This window comes from Allobosea sp. P2_A10, assembly GCF_056405115.1.
This window is the reverse complement of sequence record NZ_JBFUCS010000023.1, coordinates 48,460-70,446: the sequence shown is the minus strand read 5'-3', so window position 1 is coordinate 70,446 and position 21,987 is coordinate 48,460. Positions and strand designations below refer to the sequence as shown.

Below are 21,987 nucleotides of genomic sequence, written 5' to 3'. Positions count from 1 at the left end.
GATCTATGGCCGGCAGGGCGTGAACCTGGACCGCTCGACCCTGGCTGACTGGGTCGGCAAGGCGGCCTTCCTCCTGCGGCCGGTGCATGAGCGCCTGTTCGAGCGACTGAAGGCGTCGACCAAGCTCTTCGCAGGCGAGACTACGGCGCCGGTGCTCGACCCCGGACGCGGCCGGACCAAGACCGGCCAGTTCTTCGCCTATGCCCGCGACGAAAGGCCCTGGGGCGGCGCCGATCCGCCGGGCGTCGCCTATCTCTATGCCCCCGACCGCAAGGCCGAGCAGCCGACCCGGCATCTTCAAGGCTTCGCTGGCGTGCTGCAGGTGGACGGCTATGCCGGCTACAACACGCTGGCTGGGAAGAATGCCGTGAGCCTGGCCTTTTGCTGGAGCCACGTCCGACGGAAGTTCTACGATCTCGCGCAAGGCGGGCCAGCGCCCATCGCTTCGGAAGCGCTCCTGCGCATCGCCGAACTCTACCGCATCGARGGCGATATCCGCGGATGCCCCGCTGAGGAGCGGCGCACCGCCCGCCAGGCCAGAAGCCGCCCCATCGTCGCGGCSCTGGAGCCATGGCTCCAGGGAAAGCTCGGCCTGGTCAGCCAGAAGAGCAAGCTTGCCGAGGCCATCCGCTACGCGCTCTCGCGCTGGGCGGGCCTCAGTCGCTTCCTCGACGACGGCCGCATCGAGATCGACTCCAACGTGGTCGAGCGCGCCATCCGGCCCATCGCCCTCAATCGCAAGAATGCACTCTTTGCCGGATCAGACGGCGGCGCCGAGCATTGGGCCGTCGTCGCCTCGCTCGTGGAAACCTGCAAGCTCAACGGCGTCGATCCGCAAGCCTACCTCGTCGACGTCATCGCCCGCATCGTGGCAGGCCACCCGCAAAGCCAGATCGACGACCTGCTGCCTTGGGCCTACGCTGCACAGCCGCTCAAGGCCGTGGCCTGAGAACACCGCATACTCTGATGAAGCGCTCGGCCGCGGAAAACAGCATCACGCCGAGGCCTGCCCCATGAAGGGCTTCCCTGACCGCAAGCAGCCCGATGAAAGCGGTTCCTCGGACGGGATGATCCTGGATAACGTCCAGCAGGCCGAACGGGCCGTCTTGCCTGATTGCGATAAAGCAATGTTTCCGATCGGGACCAGACCGGGCGGCAGCGCGGTCACGAAGGACAGCGCGGCCCCCGGTCTGCTTGGTCGCCCCGTCAACCCGCAGAGAGTAGCCTCGCAGATCATCGAAGATCGCCTCGACGTCGGCGAGATCCTCGCGAGACACCCTCCGCAGACTAATGGCTTCGATTGCCATAGCGGCTCACTCGATCTGTCATGATAGGCCGAGTAGGACTGGCCATCTGCGATGATGCCAGCTCTCGTTGCGCTCTCAAAATTGGAAAGCACGCTCCAGCCACCAACACTTGATCGGCAGCGCGTGGACGTCAACGTCCGTATTGTCACGAGCCGTAGATCGCGCACTCGAAAGCCGCGAGGGCCGCGGGACGCCTGTCGCTCGCGTCCAAGCCCCTCGCGCTTATCAGCCTTAGCGACTTAGGCGAAGTCGCCAGCGAACTATCAGCAGCACTATCGAATTGAGACCACCGACCGACCGGGCCAGTCGAGCTAGGGGAATGTAACCTCGGAACAGACTGCGCCCGCTCAGTGCTACTCGCCAGCGCTGTCATTCCGAAGCTTGGCGCGAATACCGACGCCATGGCCGCCCTCGAAAAGGAACTCAATGCCTTTCAATTCGAGCGCGGTCTGCAGGTCACGGAGCGTTCGTTCCTGCGAGGAAGACGAACTCTGTTCGATACGGATGATCGTCCGCTTGGCTACCCCACTCAGTTGAGCCAGCTCATCCTGCGATATGTTCAGCCAGCTGCGAGCGGCTCGTAATTGGGATTTGTTAAGCATATTTTATCACTTATAGTGACAAAAGTCACCTGAAGTGCCAAACCTCTATCCGTGGACATGCCGTTCACGAGAGGAACTTACCCCATGCGTCATGCCAGCTCCAGCCCCGTTCCCGCCGCCGTCAAGTCCTCCTCCACTGCTATGAATCTCCCGACGCCGCGCGCCGCCTTGCCGGCCGATCTGCTGTCGCGGATCGATAAGACTGTCTCGGGCGCCGCTTCGGCCGAGTTCGCGATCGATCCGTTGCTCGGTCCCAGCCTCAGCGCCGTTACCTCCTTCCTGAACTCGGTCATCAAGCGCTCGGGCGGTGTGATCGAGGACGCGCTCTACGCCGCGCTGGTGCCCAATCGCCGTTTCCTTGTGATGCAGCAGGTGCGCCTCCCGATCACCTCGGCAGCCGAGATGTATGTCCAGGAGAACGGTCCCGTTCGCGTTGGCGCGCTCGCGCTCGCCAGCGACGGCGCAACCGTCAGGTTCGGGCACTTCGACATGATCGTGATCGACTTGCAGCGCTCGGTCGCGATGGTGATCGAGATCAAGCGCGGCTCGGGCGTTACCGAGAGCAAGAAGCGCAGGACGACCGAGCGCGATCTCGCCTGTGCCAGGCTCCAGCTGGCCTCCTATGTGCGCACGCTCCTGGGCATCAAGTTGAAGAGCTATCGCTGCCATGTCATCGATTTCTATGGCAGGTCGGGGTTCCGCGACGAGCTGACCGTGACCCGCGACAAGCTCGACGCCCTCTTCGGGGTCGCGGTCACCCCGACCATCGACGCCGCGCTCGCCGCGCTCGAAACCCAGATGCTCGCCCGCGTGCCGCCGATGCTGCAGATCGCGCAGGAGAGGCTCGCCGACCGGGCGAGACCGCGCGACGACAAGCCCCTCCGCAGCGACCGCGGCGTGTTCGCGGCGATGACGGGGCGCCAGGCCGTCCCGGCGCTCGCGATGAGCCCGCCCGCCTGACCTGACGGCGGCGCTCAGCGACGCAGGCCCTAACCTTTCCCAACACCTCGACGCGACGCCGGCCTCAAGCCGGCGATCGCCGGAGTTTGCCCCGATGACCGCAGCCATCCTCGCCCATCCCGCCAAGACACGAGCTGTCCTCTTGGACGAGCTCGGCGTGATTTCAGCTTCCAGTACCTTCGATATGGCCCCGCTGCTCTTGCTCTGGCGTAGCGTTTCCGCCAGTGCGATCACCGATCGCGATCAGATCGAGCTTCGCGCACTGCTCGGCCATCTCAGGCCGTTGCGGGTCGAACACTGGCGGGAAGCGCTCGCCGGCGACCCGGCCGCCGCTATCGCCATGGCGCTGAAGATGTCGGGGTTGGACGTGCTCGACACGCCGCGCCACGACATCGTCATGTCGATGCTCATGCTGCATGCCTTGGCAGGCTCCGACGCGTCACGCGCCACTCTCACGCTCGTGCTCCAGCGTCGACGTTATCTCAACGAGGACGTTGAGCCGTTGATCGCTTCCTGGCGCCGGCCCGGCCCCGCCGCGATCCGCCGCGCCGCGATCCAGGCCCTGGTGGAGGCGCTGTCGTGAGCGCCGAGTCCAACCCGCCCGATGATGAGTTCTTGACAGGTCTGGATGACTTGCCCGCAGATGTTGCACAGACACCGTTGGTGGCGCTCGACCTCATTGTTCTAACCGCGTGGCACGAAGCCGGCGGGCCGCGCCTTTTCCGTCGCATGGAACGCGGCGACGTGATCGCGATCCAGATCCCATCAGAGAGCTGGTATCATCCTCTCAAGGCGATCATCGACCGTGAGCGCACGCGCGCCATCGTGTTCGAAGGCAAGAGCCGCAGCGACAAGCGCCCAGGCGATTCGCTCGTCGGCGAGCTCCTCCAGGATGGGCGCAGCGCAGTCGGCATCGCCGTCGACTCCACCCAACTGCCTCCGCTGCTGCAAAGCACGGCTGATGTGACACTCGTCATCCCGCCGCCCAGTCCCACTCTCGTTCGCCGCGCTATCGCAGGTTATTATGGCAAGCGCTGCCCAGTCATTGCGCCGGCGGATATCGCGGGACTTGACCTCATCGAGATCGCTGCGGCCATCAGGCCGGGCGCCGACGCGAAGGCGAGCATCCAGCGGCTGCGCCAGACGAGCGCGCGCAAGTCGACGCCCGGGTTTGTTGATGACACACCTCTTCTCTCCGAGCTCTCGGGCTATGGAGAGGCACGGGAGTGGTGTCTGGACCTGGTCGACGCACTCGACGCCGCGCGTGCCGGCACGATCTCCTATGGCGAAATCGAGAGTGGTATCTTTTACGGCCCGCCTGGCACCGGCAAGACGCTGCTGGCGCGCTCGGTGGCCCGGACCGCGCGCGTGGGCTTCGTGTCCACGTCCGTTCCCGACTGGTTCATGAAGCGGACTGGCCATCTTGGCGACGTTATCCAGCAGATCGACGAGACTTTCGCGCGTGCTTTGGCGATGGCGCCCAGCGTTCTGTTCCTAGACGAAATCGATGCATTGCCCGACAGGGCGGTCACCGATGCGCGATCGCGGGAGTGGTGGTCCAGCGTGATTTCGGCGCTGTTGACCAGGATCGACGCTTGCCGTGCCAACAGGCGCGGGGTCGTGCTGTTGGCTGCGACCAATCATGTCAACCATCTCGATGAGGCTTTGAAGAGGCCCGGCCGCTTTGACCGCAAGCTGCATATCCCGCCGCCGGACACAGCGGGTCTTGCTGCGATCTTGCGCTCGCATTTGAGAGGCGATCTGGCCCATGTGGACCTCGTGCCGCTCGCCCGTCTCATGTCGGGCGCGACTGGTGCCGACGTTACCGCCATCATCAAGGCGGCACGTCGGCTGGCCCGCGCTGCCGCCCGCCCTCTCGACGTAGCAGATCTTCGGCAAGCGATCTTGCCGGCAGACGGGCGCAGCGAGGCCGAGCGCCGCCATGCCGCGATCCACGAAGCCGGACATACAGCCATCGCACTCGCGCTCGGCCTCAACGTCGCGCTGGTCTCGATCCGTAGCAGCGGCACGGAGGGCGGGGTTACCGAACTCGCGGTCCCGCAGGTCTCGACGCTTGCCGATCTCGATCACCGGGTTCTCGTGCTGCTCGCCGGCCGGGCCGCCAACATGGCGACGGGAGCTGCGCCTGATACCGGTGCGTCGAGCGACTTGAGCGAAGCGACAAAGCTGCTCGCCGCTGCACAGACGAGCTTCGGCCTCCACGAAAATTTGGTCGTACGCGCAGGCCCGGAAGGCGCGCTTGCACTGGTCGGACGCGACCGGGCCTTGGCGGAAACGATCGATGCCAGATTGCACGTGCTCATGCGCAAGGCTCAGGAGCTCGTTGCCCGCGAGTGGCCTGTGATCGAGGCGATCGCCGACACCTTGATGAGGCAGCAGATTGTGGACAGAGAGCAGCTCACTGCTCTCGGGGGACAATTGCGAGCCGGCGATCGCACCGCCCTTTTGTTTGGCCCGCAGGCGCCCGCTTGAACTGCTTTAAAACAACTGGGCAAAACGGTCTTCACGCAAATTCTCGGAGAAGCATATAAAGATCGCATTTGGCCTATGTGATCAACACGGTCCTGGCAGATGACTGGATAACCTTCGCCGATCTACCGAGGGGACCCCATTGGATATCTCGACGCATAGTCAAAGACGCGAGGACCGTGATCTCCTCCTGTCATATGTTGAAAGCGTGAAGGCCCTTGCTGTGGCCTATGCCGCAATCGGCACGCAGCAGCTTTATTGTCATCCCGCCCTGGCTCACGGTCAGAGCCGCAGCCTCACCCCGTGCGAGCACAGGGTTAAGCTCCATGGGGTGGGCAATGCTGCAAGCCGTCCGGCGTCAAATCACCCAGGGGGCGACGGTCCCAACCGGGTGTCAGTTTCGGGCAGCTATCGTCGCCCGATCCACGCTAAAAATCTCCTCTCGAGCCGCGTCGCCAGCATCAGCGCGTAACGCCATTCAGGCTTTACGAATGCCGCCAATGCCGGATGACCATCGCCTCGGCGAAGCGCCCGCCAATAGTTGAAGCGTCCGGCGTCTCTTAGAACTGCGGCTTCCCGCAACCAAATCCGGCGCAAGCAACCAAAGTTTCGATCACACGGCTCGAAAGGGCACGATGCGATCGAACTCCTGTGCGGTCTTCTCGTACCAGACCCCGAACTGAGCCAGCAGAGCACCTGTCAGCAGTTTCGATCGACCGAGCGTCGATGCCGCCTTGTCGGGATCGATTTCCATGATTGAGCGGTGGTCGATGCCAAGCGGGGAGAGCGCGGCCATCGCCTGTCCGGCGACGAGAGGCACGCGCAGCGTCGCGTCCAGTCCCTTGTGCGCCAAAAGCGAGCGCAGCGCGCGCTCGGAAGGGGTCGTCTCGGCAAATCGAAATCCGTTATGCAGACTGTTCAGCACGACGGCGCGTCGCATGCCGGGCGCGCAATCCGCAGTCCTATCGAGAACGCTGAGCGCTTGCCTCATACTGGGCTCTGTCTCGGTCGCCACGACGAGCGCCCAGGCGGGTACCCCCGCTTGCGTCAGCACCTCGTCGAGACCAGTCGCAGCGAGCAATTCGCAGCGGTATGCCACGAGCCCTCCGCCCCAATCGAAAATAACGGCACCGCCTTGTTCGAGCATGCGGCTCACCGCGTCGAGCGCCGGCTCCATTACACCGGCGATGCCGCCGATCGTCCCGCTCGAGTGACCGATGTCTTCAATCGGAATCAGGATATCGCCTTCGGCAATCCGCGAGGCGACATGCTGTGATTCGATCCGGACCGTGGTCACGGATAGTCCCGCCTCCTGCAAGCGCGCGCGGAGGCGGAGTGCCATCGTCGTTTTGCCCTGGTGCGTGCCATCGGCGGCTACATCCGCAAAGAACCGCAATGGTAGAATGGCCGAAACGTCGTCATCGACAGCCGCGTCTACACTGCTCTTAATCTTGGCTTCAGTCTTGGTCATATGGTCTCTCCTGTTCCTGGATCGCGAGAAGCGCCGAAACGCGCTTCCGTGTCGGTGAAATGCTCTCGATCGTCCGAGGCATGGGCGGCCCGGGGCCCCCGGAAGGATTCCCTGGGCCTTTAATCGGCCGCACCTCAGTCCGAAGCGGCTCAGGTGGCAGTGACGCCGGTTGCGTTTGGTTGCAGCCGAATGCCGCATGCAGCGGCGTATCGAAGTCGAGCGCAGCTGGCGGCGACTTTTCGTGGCGTTTGGCAGCGGACTGCGGCCGATCGCCGTTGGCTGAGGCCGATCGCGATCCTGCGCCGCACATTGCAGCCGAGCGCGCCACAGCCTTCGGACGAGCGCGCGACAAAGCACTGGTCAGCGAACTCTTTGGAATGATCGCGCCGGCGTCACCCACGATGCCGTTCTCGGACAACAGGATGCAGAGTTGCTGCGGAGCGAGGCCGCCCAGAAGGAGAATGTCGAAATGCGGCAGTGCGAGATCGACGATGGCCTGGATCGGGCGGACCGTGCCGATCACGGTCAAGGCAGCGCTCAGGATGGTCTCGAGGGCGCCGCGGGCCGGCGGCGAGAGCCGATCGGTCAGTCGCTCCGTCATGGCCGCCTCGCCAAGCGGCTACCTGCAAGCAAACTCAAAGCAGGCCGTCGAAAATGCCTGAAACGCAGGTTTTGCCGACTGAAGTGTTGAACGGCAAGTGCTTGATTGCGCTTGCTTGCAACAGCGGACCACGCCGTTGACATCGTAGGGGTCACAGGTTCGATCCCTGTCGCGCCCACCATATGAAGCCCTTGAAATACAGGGATAAAAGGCCGCTCCAAAAGAGCGGCCTTTTTGTTTTCGGGACAAGACCCCGCGCAAACCACGCAAGGTGGCGCATCAGGCGGACTTCCTTCGCAGTCGGCGGTTCGCGAACCGACGCGGGCCTGCCCCTCGATCCTGACAACGCGGCCTTGCGCCTATTTCTTCTTCCCGTCCGGTCCGAACTGCTTGAGATAGGCGATCAGGTTGCTGATCTGGGCGTCGTCCTTCAGTCCGGGATAGGTCATCTTGGTTCCCGGCGTCACGCCGCGCGGATCCTTGATGTAGGTTCGGAAATTGTCCTCGTCCCAGATTTTGTCGAGCGCCTTGTAGGCGGCCGAATAGGTGTAGCCTTCGCGCGTCCCGGCCTTGCGGTTGTCCAACACGCCATTCAACGCCGGCCCGACGCCGTTCCTCGCGGTTTCGCCGATCTGATGGCAGACTCGGCATTGCAGGAAGACCTTCTCGCCGGCAGCTGCGTCCTGCGCCCGGGCGGCCGCGGGAGCGAGCGCAACGAACGTCAGCGCAAGCAAGCCGGCTGTGACTGGATAAACGTATTGTCTCACGGGAAGAGCCTCCTTGGAGCTGTTCCAGAACGATGAGAGCATCGCCTGGCCCGGGCAATATCGATCCGACCCTCCAGCTGTCACGTTCCCCTCAGCCAGCATCACGGCCTTGCGACATCGGGCCCGCCAGCGCCTTTCCGATCGAGACAAGGGCGAAATCGGCGCGCCCACGCGGTGTCGCGGGCTCGGCGGGTGGCGAGGCCGGGCACACCGAGCGTTCCGCAAGACACGGAGGAACCACGATGACGCGGTTTTCCCGGACCGACCCGCCAGACCTAGCCCCGCCTGATCCAGCGCAACGGCAGCGCACCCGGCCTGCCGTCTCCCCGCGACGACACTTCGCCACGGCCGGCCGTGAAAATCGTCAGGCTTCCGCCGCCGCGCCAGTCGCTGGTCTCGCCGTCATCCTCGTAGAGCTCGCCGCGCGCCGCCCCATCCGCCTCGAAAGCGAAAAGCTCGAGCGCATCGCTCAGGGCTGCCGGATCGCCGACGGGGATGATCGCACCCGCGCGGACGAAGACAGGCAGGCGTCCCAGCGGCGCCTCGACGGTCGCGATCGTGCCGGATTCGAAATGCGTTCCGTCATGCCAGTCGAACCAGCCGCCCGGATGGCGCGGCAGCCGGACACTACGCTGCGTCGCGCCTTCGTAAAGCACAGGCGCGACGAGGATCTCCGGCCCGAGCATGAAGGCATCCTCGACCACATGCACGCCCGGATCGTCGTAAAAATCGTAGAACAGCGGCCGCACGGCCGGCTCGTTGTCGCGGCTGGCGCGCCACATCTGCGTGTAGAGATAGGGCATCAGCCGGTAGCGCAGCGCGATCGCGGCGCGGACCTGCGGGATCACCTGCGGATGCATCCAGGGCAGATTGACGACGCCGTCATCGTTCCAGGAGTTCATCACCATGCGCGGCCATAAGCTGCAGAACTCGTTGAAGCGGCAGAACAGCTCGGGACCGGGCGTCGGGCCATGAAAGCCGCCGACATCGTGGCCGATGTTGAACAGTCCCGACAGGCTCATGTTCAAGCCTTGCGTCAGGTTGTAGCGCAGGGTCTTCCAGGCGGTCTCGTTGTCGCCAGACCAAGTCTGGCCGTAGCGCGCGAGCCCGGCCGGCCCGCCGCGCGTGATCGCATAGGGGCGCTTGCCCGGTATGCGGGCGGCTTGCGTCTCGAAGGAGAGCTTCGTCATCAGCAGCGCCTGCGCCGGGCGCGCCAGTGTCTGGCGATAGGGGCGGCCGTCCCCGTCCGCGAGCGCGTCCTCATCCCAGATCTCGTATTCGTTGTTGTCGTTCCAGACCGTGACGACGCCATGGTCGAGCAGGGCCGTCTCGATGCCGTCGCGCCACCAGGCGCGGCCGGCCGGGTTGGTGAAGTCGATGTGGAAGCCGAGCCCATCCCAGAACTGCGCCACGGCCGGTTCGCCGGTCTTGCCGTCCTTGACGAGCAGGCCGCCGTCGAGCGTCTCGTTCAGCCTCGGATGGTCGTCGAGCAGGCAGGGCTTCAGGTTGGTCACCGGCTGCATGCCGGCGTCCTTCAGCCGCTGCATCGTCGCGGAAGGATCCGGGAACTTGTCATGGTTCCAGTTGAAGGCGTAGCGGCGATGGCCGATCTGGGTATAGCCGGAGCCGAAATGGAACGAGTCGCAGGGGATGGCATGCTCGCGGCATTTGGCGATGAAATCGCTGATGCGGACATCGGCATCGGGCGCGTCGGCGATCGCCATCGAGGTGCAGGCGAAGCCGAAGGACCAGCGCGGCGCAAAGGCCTGCCCGCCGGTGAGCCAGGAGAAGCGGCGCACGACATCGGGAACTGACGGGCCGGCGAGAACGTAATAATCGAGGTCGCCGTCATCGCCTTTCCAGGAGCGGAACAGGCCGTGATAGTTGTCGAGCGTGCAGCCGAGATCCATGCTGCCAGTGGCGAGGTTGTCGTAGAACACGCCATGAGCGCCATGCGGCCCGTCGACGATGACGAAGGGCAGCATCTTGTAGAGCGGGTCGGAGAGCTCGGCGTCGAAGCCGCAGGGATCGACGGCGTCGATCGCGAAACGCCGGCCGGTGCGGTCGAGCGGGCCCGCCTTGTCGCCCAGCCCGTAATGCCGCTCGTCATGATCGCGCGCCATGAAATGGGCGATGGCGCCGGTGCGCGGCGAGGCCAGATAGGCCTGCGTCGGGCGGTCCTGCAGGAAGGGCTTGTCCTCGCCAGCACGACGCCAGGCGATGCCGAAGGGCGCGAGCGTGATCTCCGCCGTCAGGCCGGCTGCCGACAGCACGACCTTGCCACCGGCTTCCGAGACGGTCGCCTTCGGGCAGGAAAAGCCCGACAGATCGTCGCGTGGCCGACCTTCATAAGGCGGCTCCAGCCCGCCGGGCGCGATCGACCAGCCGCGATCGAGCCGGTAGCCGTCGCGCGGTTTCAGCGTGACGCGGCCGATATCGCCTTCGAGGATGCGGACCGTCATGCTCCCGCCGTCGCCGAGGTCGAACAGGGCGGCCTCGCCGTCGCGGCCGAGATAGCGGCCTTGCGTCAGGGCTTTCATATCTTGCAGGCTCCGAAATGATTCAGTTGGGGCGCATCGCCTGTCCGTTCTCGTCGAACAGATGCAGATGCTGCGACGGGAACCTCAGCGCGACGCTGTCGCCACGCTCATGGGCGGTCTGGCCATCGAGCCGCACGGTGATCTGCGGCAGGCCGGCGGCGGCGCCATAGAGATAGCTTTCGCCGCCCAGCCGCTCGACGAGGTCGATCGTCATCGCGAGACCCGGCTCGCCTGAGCCCGCAAGCGCGATGTGCTCGGGCCTGATGCCGAGCGTGAGGTTCGCGCCATCGGTCAGCCCGGTGACGCCGGTCTCGACGACATGACCGCCGTCTCCGGCAAGAACGGCGCCGGGTCCGGAGGCGCGCGCCGGCAGCAGATTCATCCGCGGCGAGCCGATGAAGCCGGCGACGAAGAGATTGGCCGGCGCGTTGTAGAGTTCGAGCGGCGTGCCGATCTGCTCGATGCGCCCGCCTTGCAGCACGACGATACGGTCGGCCAGCGTCATCGCCTCGACCTGGTCGTGGGTGACGTAGATCATCGTGCCGCCGATCTGCGCGTGGAGCGCGGCGAGCTCCTTGCGGGTGGCGACGCGCAGTTCGGCGTCGAGATTCGACAAGGGCTCGTCGAAGAGGAAGATTTTTGGATCGCGCACGATGGCGCGGCCGATCGCGACGCGCTGGCGCTGGCCGCCCGACAAAGCTTTCGGCCGGCGTTCGAGATAGTCGGTCAGCCGCAGCATCGTCGCGGCGCGCCTGACCCTGGCGTCGATCTCGGGCGCCTTCAGCCCCATGTTCTCCAGCGCGAAGGCCATGTTCCGGTAGACGCTCATATGCGGATAGAGCGCATAGGACTGGAACACCATGGCGAGCCCACGCTCGGAGGCCGGCAGGCCGGTGACGTCCTGCCCGTCGATCGCGATCGCGCCGGCCGTGACGTCCTCCAGCCCGGCGATGAGCCGCAGCAGGGTCGACTTGCCGCAGCCGGACGGGCCCACGAAAACGACGAACTCGCCGTCGGCGACCGCAAGGTCGACGCCATGGATGACATGCGTCGCGCCGAAGGATTTGCGGATGCCGCTGAGGGTCAAACCGGCCATGGTGGATTCCTCAATCCCTCAGCCCTCATCCTGAGGAGCGCTTCGCAGGAGCGCGTCTCGAAGGATGCTCCAGCAGGCTCTCGAAACATCTGGAGCATCCTTCGAGACGCCGCTTCGCGGCTCCTCAGGATGAGGGCTCGAATGTGATTTCGGACTCTCATTTCATCCCCGTATTGGCGATGCCGGTGGTGATGAAGCGCTGCAGGAAAACGAAGACGAGCGCGACCGGGGCCAGCGTTACCACCGTCATCGCCAGCAGATAGTGCCACTGCGTCTGCAGCTCGCCCTGGAAGGCGTTGAGGCCGATCTGGAGCGTGTGAACCTCGGTCTTGGTCAGCACCGCGAGCGGCCAGAGGAACTCGTTCCAGCGCCACATCACCGAGAAGATCGCGAGCACCGCCAGCGCCGGCATGGCGAGCGGCATGACGATGCGCCAGTAGATCTGCCACTCCGACGCCTTGTCCATGCGCGCCGCCTCGATCAGGTCGCGCGGCAGCGTCAGCATGTATTGCCGCAGCAGGAAGACGCCGGTCGGGGTCGCGGCGCCCGGCAGGATCACCGCCCAGAGCGAGTTGACGAGGCCGAGCTTGGTCACGACCAGATAGACCGGCACCAGAATGATCGTGATCGGGATCATCAGCGTGCCGATGACCGCGAGCATCGCCGCGTTCTTGCCGGGAAACTCATAGATCGAGAGCGCATAGGCCGCCATCGAGTTGATCAGGAGCGTGATCAGCGTCGCGACCACGGTGACGAAGACGGAATTGCCGAGGAAGCGCGTGAAGGCGAATTGCTGCAGCGGCTCGGTGTAGTTGCCGGTCGCGAGCCTGAATTCCCGCAAGGGCGTCCGTTTGTCGATCGGCACGCGGATGGTTTCGCCGGGATTGGCGGGGTCGACCATCTGCGCCTGAATGCCGATGCGCCGGACCTGCGCGAGGACGCGCTTGCTCCCGTCCGGCATCTCGACCTCGAACAGCGGCAGCGGCTGGGGCTGGCCGGGCAGCACGACCTCCTTCTGCGACAGCGGCAGCAGCGAAGGCGGGAATTCGAGCAGCGCGGCCTGTGTCTTGAAGGATGACAAGACCAACCAGGCGACGGGCCCGAACATCAGGATGACGCCGAGCCCGAGATAGGCGTAGGCCGCGACATCGGTCCAATGCCAGCGCCCGCTCTTGCGACGCGCGCCAACCAGTTGCGCGAGCCGGCTCATGCCGCCTTCCTCCGGTTCAGCGCGAGCTGGATCACGGTGAGCACGAACAGCACGACGCCGAGCACGACGGAGGCCGCAGCCGCCAACCCGAAATTCTGGACCTGGTTGGCGAAGGCCGTGTCGTAGATGTACTGCACCACCATCAGCGTCGCAGTGCCCGGCCCTCCCCCCGTCAACACGAAGACCTCGTCGAAGGTCTGCACCGCGCGGATCAGCGCGAGCACGATCACGACGATCAGATTGGGCCAGAGCAACGGTAGCGTGATCAGCCGGAAGACGCGCCAGCGCGGCGTCGCATCCATCTCGGCGGCTTCATAGAGATCGGCGGGAATCGCCTGCAGCCCTGCGAGCAGGATCAGGGTGTAGAAGCCCATATGGGCCCAGATCGAGACGAACACCGCCCAGAACATCGCCCAGCCGGGATCGACGAAGAACAGGATTTTCTGGCCGCCGAGCGAGGTCAGCCCGGCGTTCAGCAGCCCGTCGCGTTGCAGGATCCATTTCCAGATCAGCGCGACCACGACCGGCGAGAGCAGAACGGGGAAGAAGTAGACCGCCCGGAAAAAGCCGCGCGCCGCGATGCGCATGTTCAGCACCACCGCCGTCGCGAGCGAAAACAGCACCATGGCGACGACCTGGAACAGCGTGAACTTCGCCGTGTTGGCGACGCCGCGCCAGAAATGGTCCTCCCGGCAGGAGTTGGGATCGATGTAGGAGCCGCAATCGAAGAGATAGGCATATTGCCCGGCGCCGACATATGGCCGCTCGGAGGGGAAAAGCGCCGCCCCTCCCGTCACCGAGAAGATCAGGTTGATGAACAGCGGCACGAAGACGAAGACGCCGAAGAAGACGAGGTTCGGCAGCAGGAAAACATAGGCCATGCGCCGCTCGCCGATCAGCGCCTGCAGCCTGCTCATGGGCCAGTCGATCAGCCGCATCAGCAGGCCAAGCGGCCCCGATGCGAGGCGCGTGAGCCCGCCGCCGCTTGCAGGCGTCGATGGGGTGCCGGTCGTCACGGCGCTCAGGTCTTCTTGCGCTCGGCGATCTGCTGCTTCACGTCGGAATCGATGCGCTTGAAGGCCTCGTCGAGCGTAATTTCGCCGGAGATCGCCTGGCCGAGCCGGCTGATCGTCGGGTTGAACAGCAGCTGGTTGTAGATGTAGGTCTTGACCTTGTTGGCCAGCGGCGTGATCGCCTTGACCTCCTGGGTGAAGACGCCGAGCGCAGCCTTGGCCAGCGGGCTCGCGGTCGGATAGTCGACGCCCTTGGCCGCGAGCCCGATATGACCGGGCACGAACAGGGTGCGGCTGTAGAACTCGCGCTGCACCTCCTCGCTGGCGAGATAATCCATCACCTTCGCGACGGCCTTGGGTTCCTTGGTGGTCTTGATCGCGACGAGCCCCGCGCCGCCCGGCATGCCGGTGCAGCCGCCGGGTCCGCAGGGGTTGGGCACCGCGATCCAGTCGAAGGCGTTGCCGATCGTCTTGTCGAACTGGGCGATCTGCCAGGAGCCCGACATGTACATCACGACCTGGGCGTTCTTGAACTCGTCATTGGCGCCGCGATAGGCCGCGCCCGAGACCGAGCCCCAGAGCTCCTTGCTCATCACGCCGGAGCGGTGCCAGTCATAGACCGTCCTGGCCATCGCCTTGAAGCCGTCGTCGATCAGTTCCGGCTCGCCCTTGGCGTCGAAGATCTTCGCCCCTTGCGAGATCGCAGGTCCGAAGAAGCGGTGGCCCGAGCGGTCCATCGCGATCGGGAACGGCGCCTGGACCTTGTCGGCCACGGCCTTGGCGGCCTTGGCCCAATCGTCCCATGTCGCCTTGGGGCCGGGCATGGCGATGCCGGCCTGCTCGAACAGCGTCTTGTTAACGAAGGGGCCGGTGATGGTGAGCTGCGTCATCAGGCCGGGGATCGCGGTCTTGTCGCCTTCGGGCCGCATCCATTCGAGGAACGGCCCGAAATTCTCGTCCCAATAGGCCGCGTTGGTCAGATAGGGCCGCAGATCCAGCGTATAGCGCGCGACGCCGCCGAGATCGGTGACGCGGGCCATATCGGGCCCCTGTCCCGAGGCCAGTTGCACGGGCAGCGTCTCGTTGATCGCCTTGAACGGCACCTGGTCGACGACGACCTTGATGTCGGGGTTCCTGGCCTCGAAGCGCTTGAGCAGGTCGAGCAGGACCTCGCCCTCATTGCCATCGGAGTACCAGGCCATGCGCAGGGTCGTCTGCGCCTGCGCGACGCTGCCTGCCAGCATGCCCGCCGCCAGGGCGAGCGCCGAAATCCAGCCTGTCCTCGTCATGTCCGCTCCGTCCCTGTCGATCTTTGCGAGCACCTCATCGGGTGCCTTGATCTGAATTAGGCAAACGTTTGCCTAACTTGTCAACCGGCACGATACTGGCCATTCAGGACATGCGGATCGCGTCGAAAAATTCGCTGCGCCTCGACCGCGTCGCTACCGAGGATGACGATGGAGGGCGCGAGCTCGAAACCGATAGCGCCCAGACCGGCTTCGCTGGTCACGGTGGCGCGCGAGGCCGGCGTCTCCGCCGCGACCGTCTCGCGCATCGTCAATGGCGAGACCCGCCGCGCATCGGCCCAGACGATCGCGCGCGTCGAGGCGGCCGTCGCCGAACTCGGCTACCGGCCCAACCATGTCGGGCGGGCGCTGCGTCGCCAACAGAGCCGCATCGTGGCGATGCTCGCGCCCAATCTCGACAACCCGGCCATGGCGGCGATCGCGGTCTCGACGGAAGCCGCGCTGCGCGCCGCCGGCTACGTCATGATCCTGTGCGACACCCATGACAGGGCCGATCTGCAGGACGAATACCTGCAGGCGATGCGCGCCCAGTTGGTGCAGGGCTATGTCATGGTCAGCGCCGTCGAAAGCCCGGCGCTGCGGGACGCCATCGCCCGCGACGAGCCCATCGTCTATGTCAGCCGCCGCAACCCCGAGGGCGGCGGCGCCTATGTCGGCATCGACAATTACGCCGCCGGCGCGGCGGCGGCCGACCACTGTCTGGCGCGCGGCATCACAGCGCCGGCCGTGATCGTCCCCGCCCAGCGCTCGTCATCGACCGGCCAACGCGCGGCGGGCTTCGTCGACCGGCTGGTGGCGCGAGGCGTGCCGGAAGCGGCGATCGGGCGCGCCTCGGCGCCTGGCCTGTCGCATCTCCAGGTCGGCTACGAGGCGGCGCGCCGTCTGGTCTCCCAGACCGGCGGCTGGCCCCAGGCGCTGCTCTGCGTCAGCGACATGATGGCCTATGGCGCCTATCGGCTCGCGGTCGAGCAGGGCGTCGCCATCCCCGAAAACTGCCTGCTGATCGGCATCGACGGCAACCCGCTGAACAGCTGGATCGCGCCCTGGCTGACCTCGGTCCATATCCCCTATCGCGACTTCGGCCCGAAGGTGGTCGAACAGCTCGAAGCCCTGTGGACCGGGCTCTCCCCCGGCGACGCCCTGCTGGCGCACACGATCGATCCCTGAGTGTCGTCTCGCGCCATCACCAAGAGTAACCCGGCGGCACGACCGCGCCATGACTTGATCGGCTTATGAACTCATCCGGAAGCTACAAATTTTAGTGATAAATCAATAAAGGACATTCCGTGTCCGCGAATTCACGTCGGCGCATCTCTTGCCCTCCAGGGGATTTATTGCAACCATTCCGTGCTGATGCGCTCATGAAGGAGCACTCGCCATGCTTCGGATCGATCAATCCGCCCTCAGGGGCAAGGTTCGCGATCTCCCGATCAGCAGGCAGCTTGAAGATGTCCTGCTGAAAGCTGGCGCGGCAGCCGGCATCGACATCATTTTCGTTACGTCAGGTGGACAGCCCGGCACGAGCGGCAGAAGCGTCGGCTCGACGCGCCACAATGGCGGCCGGGCGGCGGATCTCCAGCTCATCGTTCAGGGCAGGACGCTGAGTTTCTCCGATCTGGATGGCGGCGATACCGTCGAGAGGTTCGTCACGGCCGCGGCCGCGAACGGCGCCATCGGCATCGGCGCGGGCCTGGCCTATATGGGCTCCAAGACCATGCATATCGGCTTCGGCGCGACGGTCGACGACCACCGCAAGATCGTCTGGGGCAAGGACGGCAAATCCAAATTCGCGCCGCAATGGCTGCGGGACGCCGCCGAACGCGGCTGGAACAATCCGCCGGCCTGGGCCTTCGCCACGCATGACGGATCGACGACCGAAGAGCACGGGGAAGAGCATGTCGAGGATCATGTGATCCGCGAACATGCCTTCGATCCGCGCGACGTTCCCAGCCGCTTCCCCATCGACGTCATTCTGGCGGCGCAGGCGACGCAGCGACTCTACGGAATCCCGACCTCCGTCACGCTGGCGCAATGGGCGTTGGAAAGCGCCTATGGCAAGCGGATGCCGGCGGGCTCCAACAACCCCTTCGGCATCAAGGCCAGGACCGGCGAGCCGAGCGTCATGGCCTTGACGAAAGAGGTCATCCACGGCCGGACGGTGTCGGTCCGCGCATCATTTCGAGCCTTCCCGACCCTTGACGACGCCTTTATCCGGCATGCCACCCTGCTGGCGACGGGAGATCGCTACAAGACCGCGCGGCTGTTCATGAGCGACCCTAATCGCTTCGCCGACGCCCTGACCGGGGTTTACGCAACGGACCCCAACTACGGAACGCTGCTCAAATCGATCATGCGCAGCAACGATCTCTACCGCTTCGACAAGCTCGACGGCGACCCGTCGTCTCACGAGACCGAACGGGAGGACGATGTGACGCCACCTCTGCAGCAGGGCTCGGAAGACATGACCGGCGTTAAGGCGCTCCAGCAGCGCCTGGTCGAACTCGGCTATCCGGTCGGCGATATCGACGGCAAGTTCGGGCGCCTGACGGCAGGCGCCCTGCTGGCCTTCCAGAACGAGAACGGCCTCCCCACAACGAGCGTTGTCGACACCGCGACGCGGGACGGGCTCAAGACCGCCCAGCACCGCCAACTCGACGAAAAGCGGATCAAGGCCGGCGAGAAGGAGCTCGCCGCCGACGGATCGCGCATCGTCATCGACGCCGGTCGAAGCCGCATCCTCAGCTGGATCACCGGCGGGGTCGGCGCGCTCGGCCTCGGCAACAGCGCCATCATCAATGCCGGTGGCGGCGCGCCTGCGCGGACGCCCGGCGTACTACCCGAGAACATGCTGTCTTTCCTTACCGAGGTGCAAAAGCTCACGCCGACATCGAGTGCAGAGGTCCATATCCGGCTCGCGGGCCTCGCCCGGACGCTCGCCGAACAGCTCGGTGGGCCGATCCTGCCGCCCGAGGCCATTCAGATCCTCGATCAGCTGCGCAAGACGATCCCGCCAGATGTGCTGGCGAGAAATCCCGACGTCATCAAAACCCTCGATCTGTTCGGCAAGATGACCGCCGCAAAAACGCCGGCGATGAACACGATCTTCGACGTCCTGCCGACGCTTGTGTCCAGCGGTGGCGCGCTCGAAGCGACGATGAAGGGCATCGCCGCCGTCGGCGGCAGCGTGCTGCCGGGCTTCGGCGGCTCGCTCGCCGTGCTAGGCGTCGGCCTTGCCGGGCGCTATTTCGCCAACCGGATCGCCGCCGCGCGGGTCGAGGACCACAACACCGGCAACAACATCAAGCGCTGAGGCGGAATGACCGTCGCAGCGTGGCCCCGCTTGTGCGCGGCCGGCAGCCCGGCGATGCTGCTGTCCTGGTCTTCGGACCGGAACATCCTCGCCCGGAGCCGCCAGCATGAACCCGCCGCTCGACTACTCCCTGTTCGAGGCCGGCGACGTCACGCTGGCGTCGGGCGAGGTCTTTCCCGCGATGAAGCTCGCCTACAAGACCTATGGCCGCATCAACGCCGCCCGCGACAACGTCATCGTCTACCCGACCTCGTTCAGCGCCCAGCACTTCGACACCGAATGGCTGATCTCGACTGACGGCATCCTCGACCCCGAGCGCTATTTCATCGTCATCCCCAACCTGTTCGGAAACGGGCTGTCGTCCTCGCCCTCAAATTCGGCCGACGCTCTCGCCGGCGCGCCGTTCCCGTCGCTCAGCTACCACGACGCCATCGCGGTGCAGCGCCGATTGCTCACTGAGGTTTTCGGCATCTCCAGAATCGCGCTGGTCTATGGCTGGTCGATGGGCGGCATGCAGGCCTATCACTGGGCCGCGCTCCATCCCGAAATGGTCGAGCGCGCGGCCGTCGTCTGCGGCAGTGCGCGCTGCGCGCCGTTCAACCACGTCTTCCTCGAAGGCGTGAAGGCGGCGCTGACCGGCGATCCTGCGTTTCAGGACGGCCGTTTCGTCCACCAGCCGACAGCCGGGTTCAGGGCGATGGGCCGGGTCTATGCCGGCTGGGCGCTGTCGCACGCCTTCTACCGGGACGAGGCCTGGCGCATGCTCGGCTTCACCTCGCTGGAGGATTTCCTCGTGAGGTCATGGGACTCGACCTTCGCAAGACGCGACGCAAACGACCTGCTCGCCCAGATCGCGATCTGGCAGGGCGGCGATATCAGCCGCTGCGCGAAATTCGGCGGCGATGTCGCGAAGGCCCTGGGTGCGATCGAAGCCCGGATGCTGCTGATGCCGGGCCAGACGGATTGCTATTTCCAGGTTGGCGACAACGCCGACGAACTGGCGCTGCTGACGAACGCCCGCTCGGCGGAGCTTGCGCCGATCCCGTCGATCTTTGGCCATCGCGCCGGCAATCCGATGCTTATCCCCGCTGATCGGGCCTTCCTCAAGGCGAAGGTGGCTGAACTTCTGGCGATGTAGCGGCCATGCCGCATCGCGCTGAGCCTCTTGGCCGGCGTGATTCACCAAACCTTCAAATAGTCGCAAGCATTTGCCGCATCCTCAGCCCGCATCTCCGGCTATGACGTTGCGCAACCTGCGTTTTCGCGGTCTAAATACCATCAGGATATCGCAGGCAGCAGGCTTGTCTCCCCGGGGCAGTTGTGAACATCCGCCAGACGGCCCAGTACAGCGCCCCGCAGGCCGATGCAGCCGAGCATCTGCTCTGGGCAAGCTTCGCTCAGCCGGCCGATGGCAGCGCCTTCCTGTCGGCATGGCTCGCGCTCCTCGTCAATCAACTCGGGCCCTCCGAACTCGCCGTCCTGCTGCTGCGCCAGCCTGACGGCGCCTTTGCGCCGGCCGCCGTCTGGCGCGAGGGCATTGCCGGCGACGCGCCGCTCGAGATCGACGTTTCCGCGCTCGGGCCGGTCTGCGAGCAGGCGCTTGAGAAGCAGCGCGGCGTGGTGCGAGGCGTTGGAGACGCCGCCCATATCGCCTTTCCGCTCGAACTGGACGGAGGCGCGGGCGGCATCGTCGCGGTCATCCTGAAGCGCCACCCCGGCGCTGGGCTCGCCGGCCTGTTCCGGCGCGTGCACTGGGCCTCGGGCTGGCTCCAGGCGGCGGCGCTGCGCACAAAAGCCCTGGACGGCGACCGCCGCGTCACCCGCGCGGCCGCCGTGCTGCAGGCGCTGGCGGCGCTGGAGGAACAGCAGACGCTCGATGGCGCGATGCTGGCCTTCTGCAACGAGCTTTCGGCGCGCTTTGCGGCCGACCGGGTCTCGCTCGGCCTGCGGCGCGGCCGTCGCGGCGCCGGTCGCGCGCGGCTGGTCGCCATGTCCAATGCCGCCTGGTTCCAGCGCAAGACGGCGCTGGTGCGCGCCATCGAGACGGCTCAGGCAGAGGCACTACATCAAAACGAGATCGTGCAGGCGCCGCCCTTGCCCGATGAGCGCCGCGCCATCGACGCGGCCCATCGCCGGCTTGCCTTCGGCCATGGCGCAAGCGCGCTGATCAGCCTGCAACTGCGCTATGAAGGCGATGTCATCGGCGTCGTCACGCTCGAACGCTTCGGCCAGGCCAAACCGGAGACCGGCGATGCAGACGCCGACGCCGGACCCGCCCTGTCGTCAGAGACGAATTTCGACGCCGAGACAGTCGAGAGCCTGAAGCTCGCGGTCGCTTTGGCTGGTCCGGTCATCGGGCTGAAGCGGCGGGGCAATCGCTTTTTGTCCGGACGCCTGCGCGACGCCACCGGCGAAGGTCTCGCAAAACTCTTCGGCCCGCGCCGGCCCGGCCTGAAACTGCTGGTGGCGGGGCTGGCGGTCGCGCTCGCCTGGCTCTCGCTGGCGCAGGGCGAGTTCCGCGCCGGCGCGCGCGCCACGATCGAAGGCGCGGTCCAGCGCGCGGTCGTCGCGCCCTTCCAGGGTTTCGTCGCCGAAGCGCCGGTGCGGGCGGGCGAACGCGTCGAGGCCGGACGCCTGCTCGCCCGGCTCGACGACCGCGAACTGCGCTTCGAGCGGCTGAAATGGGAAAGCGACCGGCTCAAGGCCGAGCAGCGCCAGCGCGAGTCGCTGGCCAAGGGCGAACGCGCCGGCGTGCTCGTTGCAGCCGCCCAGATTGCACAGGCGCAGGCCGAACTGGCTCTCGTCGATGAAAAACTCACCCGCACCCGGCTCGTTGCCCCGCTGGCCGGCCTCGTCGTCTCCGGCGACCTCAGCCAGATGCTCGGCGCGCCGGTCGAACAGGGCAAGGTGCTGTTCGAGATCGCCCCGCTCGATGCGATCCGCGTCGTGCTGCAGGTGCCCGAAGGCGATTACCGCCCGGTCGCGGCGGGTTTCGCGGCACGCCATGACAGCCCTGAGGGCCTGCGCGGCGCGCTGACCCTGACAGGAGAGGCCGGCCGCGCCCTGCCGATCAGGATCACAGCCGTGATGCCGGTCTCGACGCCGCTCGACGGTCGCAACAGTTTCCGCGTCGAAGCCGAGCTGATCGAGGACGCCGCCTCCGGGCTGGCGGCCGGCGCAGGACTACGGCCGGGCATGGAAGGCTTCGCCAAGGTCGATCTCGGTCAGGCCAGCCTGATCTGGATCTGGACGCGGGCGTCGATCGATCGCGTGCGGCTGTTCCTCTGGACCTGGCTGCCGTGAGCGCRCGGTC

At 65.7% G+C, this 21,987-nt stretch carries 18 protein-coding genes; 9 read left to right on the top strand and 9 right to left on the bottom strand.

Annotated elements, in window-relative coordinates; all coding sequences use genetic code 11:
- A partial coding sequence (gene tnpC / locus AC1DZY_RS23530; RefSeq protein ID WP_476822589.1) for an IS66 family transposase occupies positions 1-949 on the top strand: 949 nt, incomplete at its 5' end.
- 64 nt (positions 950-1,013) lie between these two features.
- A complete protein-coding gene (locus AC1DZY_RS23525) occupies positions 1,014-1,331 on the top strand; it encodes a hypothetical protein (RefSeq protein WP_476822588.1) in 318 nt (105 codons plus the stop codon).
- Between the two features lie 329 nt (positions 1,332-1,660).
- On the opposite strand, the gene AC1DZY_RS23520 is transcribed toward AC1DZY_RS23525, so the two are convergent.
- A complete protein-coding gene (locus tag AC1DZY_RS23520; RefSeq protein ID WP_476822587.1) occupies positions 1,661-1,909 on the bottom strand; it encodes a helix-turn-helix domain-containing protein in 249 nt (82 codons plus the stop codon).
- A gap of 84 nt (positions 1,910-1,993) precedes the next feature.
- Here AC1DZY_RS23520 and AC1DZY_RS23515 point away from each other — a divergent pair, with 84 nt between their 5' ends.
- The 3 genes from AC1DZY_RS23515 (at position 1,994) to AC1DZY_RS23505 (ending at position 5,362) form a co-directional block, all read left to right on the top strand.
- On the top strand, positions 1,994-2,869 hold the full coding sequence (locus AC1DZY_RS23515; RefSeq protein WP_476822586.1) for a hypothetical protein: 876 nt from the start codon (positions 1,994-1,996) through the stop codon (positions 2,867-2,869).
- A gap of 94 nt (positions 2,870-2,963) precedes the next feature.
- Entirely contained in the window at positions 2,964-3,452 is a 489-nt protein-coding gene (locus tag AC1DZY_RS23510; RefSeq protein ID WP_476822585.1) for a hypothetical protein, read from the top strand.
- Positions 3,449-5,362: an AAA family ATPase gene (locus tag AC1DZY_RS23505; protein ID WP_476822584.1), complete on the top strand. Its 1,914-nt coding sequence runs from the start codon at positions 3,449-3,451 to the stop codon at positions 5,360-5,362. Before AC1DZY_RS23510 ends, AC1DZY_RS23505 begins: the two co-directional genes overlap by 4 nt.
- 610 nt (positions 5,363-5,972) lie before the next feature.
- On the opposite strand, the gene AC1DZY_RS23500 is transcribed toward AC1DZY_RS23505, so the two are convergent.
- The 8 genes from AC1DZY_RS23500 to AC1DZY_RS23465 all read right to left on the bottom strand — a co-directional run bounded on the left by AC1DZY_RS23500 (position 5,973) and on the right by AC1DZY_RS23465 (position 15,346).
- Complete coding sequence (locus AC1DZY_RS23500; protein ID WP_476822583.1) at positions 5,973-6,830, bottom strand: hypothetical protein; 858 nt, start codon at positions 6,828-6,830, stop codon at positions 5,973-5,975.
- Positions 6,817-7,431: a hypothetical protein gene (locus tag AC1DZY_RS23495; protein WP_476822582.1), complete on the bottom strand. Its 615-nt coding sequence runs from the start codon at positions 7,429-7,431 to the stop codon at positions 6,817-6,819. Before AC1DZY_RS23495 ends, AC1DZY_RS23500 begins: the two co-directional genes overlap by 14 nt.
- 359 nt (positions 7,432-7,790) lie before the next feature.
- Positions 7,791-8,198, bottom strand: coding sequence for a c-type cytochrome (locus tag AC1DZY_RS23490; protein WP_476822581.1), 408 nt, complete (start codon positions 8,196-8,198; stop codon positions 7,791-7,793).
- 275 nt (positions 8,199-8,473) lie between these two features.
- Positions 8,474-10,738 (bottom strand): TIM-barrel domain-containing protein, encoded by a 2,265-nt coding sequence (locus AC1DZY_RS23485; RefSeq protein WP_476822580.1) that lies wholly within the window; start codon positions 10,736-10,738, stop codon positions 8,474-8,476.
- A gap of 22 nt (positions 10,739-10,760) precedes the next feature.
- On the bottom strand, positions 10,761-11,834 hold the full coding sequence (locus tag AC1DZY_RS23480; protein ID WP_476822579.1) for an ABC transporter ATP-binding protein: 1,074 nt from the start codon (positions 11,832-11,834) through the stop codon (positions 10,761-10,763).
- Positions 11,835-11,991: 157 nt separating this feature from the next.
- Positions 11,992-13,044 (bottom strand): carbohydrate ABC transporter permease, encoded by a 1,053-nt coding sequence (locus tag AC1DZY_RS23475; protein ID WP_476822578.1) that lies wholly within the window; start codon positions 13,042-13,044, stop codon positions 11,992-11,994.
- On the bottom strand, positions 13,041-14,060 hold the full coding sequence (locus tag AC1DZY_RS23470; RefSeq protein ID WP_476822577.1) for a carbohydrate ABC transporter permease: 1,020 nt from the start codon (positions 14,058-14,060) through the stop codon (positions 13,041-13,043). The genes AC1DZY_RS23475 and AC1DZY_RS23470 overlap by 4 nt, the downstream gene beginning before the upstream one ends.
- A gap of 5 nt (positions 14,061-14,065) precedes the next feature.
- Entirely contained in the window at positions 14,066-15,346 is a 1,281-nt protein-coding gene (locus AC1DZY_RS23465) for an ABC transporter substrate-binding protein (RefSeq protein WP_476822576.1), read from the bottom strand.
- A gap of 168 nt (positions 15,347-15,514) precedes the next feature.
- Here AC1DZY_RS23465 and AC1DZY_RS23460 point away from each other — a divergent pair, with 168 nt between their 5' ends.
- From AC1DZY_RS23460 to AC1DZY_RS23445, 4 genes are all read left to right on the top strand, one after another.
- Positions 15,515-16,531 carry a LacI family DNA-binding transcriptional regulator gene (locus AC1DZY_RS23460; RefSeq protein WP_476822575.1) on the top strand — a complete coding sequence of 339 codons (1,017 nt, stop codon included), beginning with the start codon at positions 15,515-15,517 and terminating at the stop codon, positions 16,529-16,531.
- Positions 16,532-16,742: 211 nt separating this feature from the next.
- Complete coding sequence (locus tag AC1DZY_RS23455) at positions 16,743-18,674, top strand: glucosaminidase domain-containing protein (protein ID WP_476822574.1); 1,932 nt, start codon at positions 16,743-16,745, stop codon at positions 18,672-18,674.
- A 106-nt stretch (positions 18,675-18,780) separates the two neighbouring features.
- The gene (locus AC1DZY_RS23450) at positions 18,781-19,812 is read left to right on the top strand and encodes an alpha/beta fold hydrolase (RefSeq protein ID WP_476822573.1); all 1,032 of its coding nucleotides are present in this window, start codon (positions 18,781-18,783) and stop codon (positions 19,810-19,812) included.
- A gap of 182 nt (positions 19,813-19,994) precedes the next feature.
- A complete protein-coding gene (locus AC1DZY_RS23445; protein ID WP_476822572.1) occupies positions 19,995-21,977 on the top strand; it encodes an efflux RND transporter periplasmic adaptor subunit in 1,983 nt (660 codons plus the stop codon).
- The last annotated feature ends 10 nt before the right edge of the window (positions 21,978-21,987 follow it).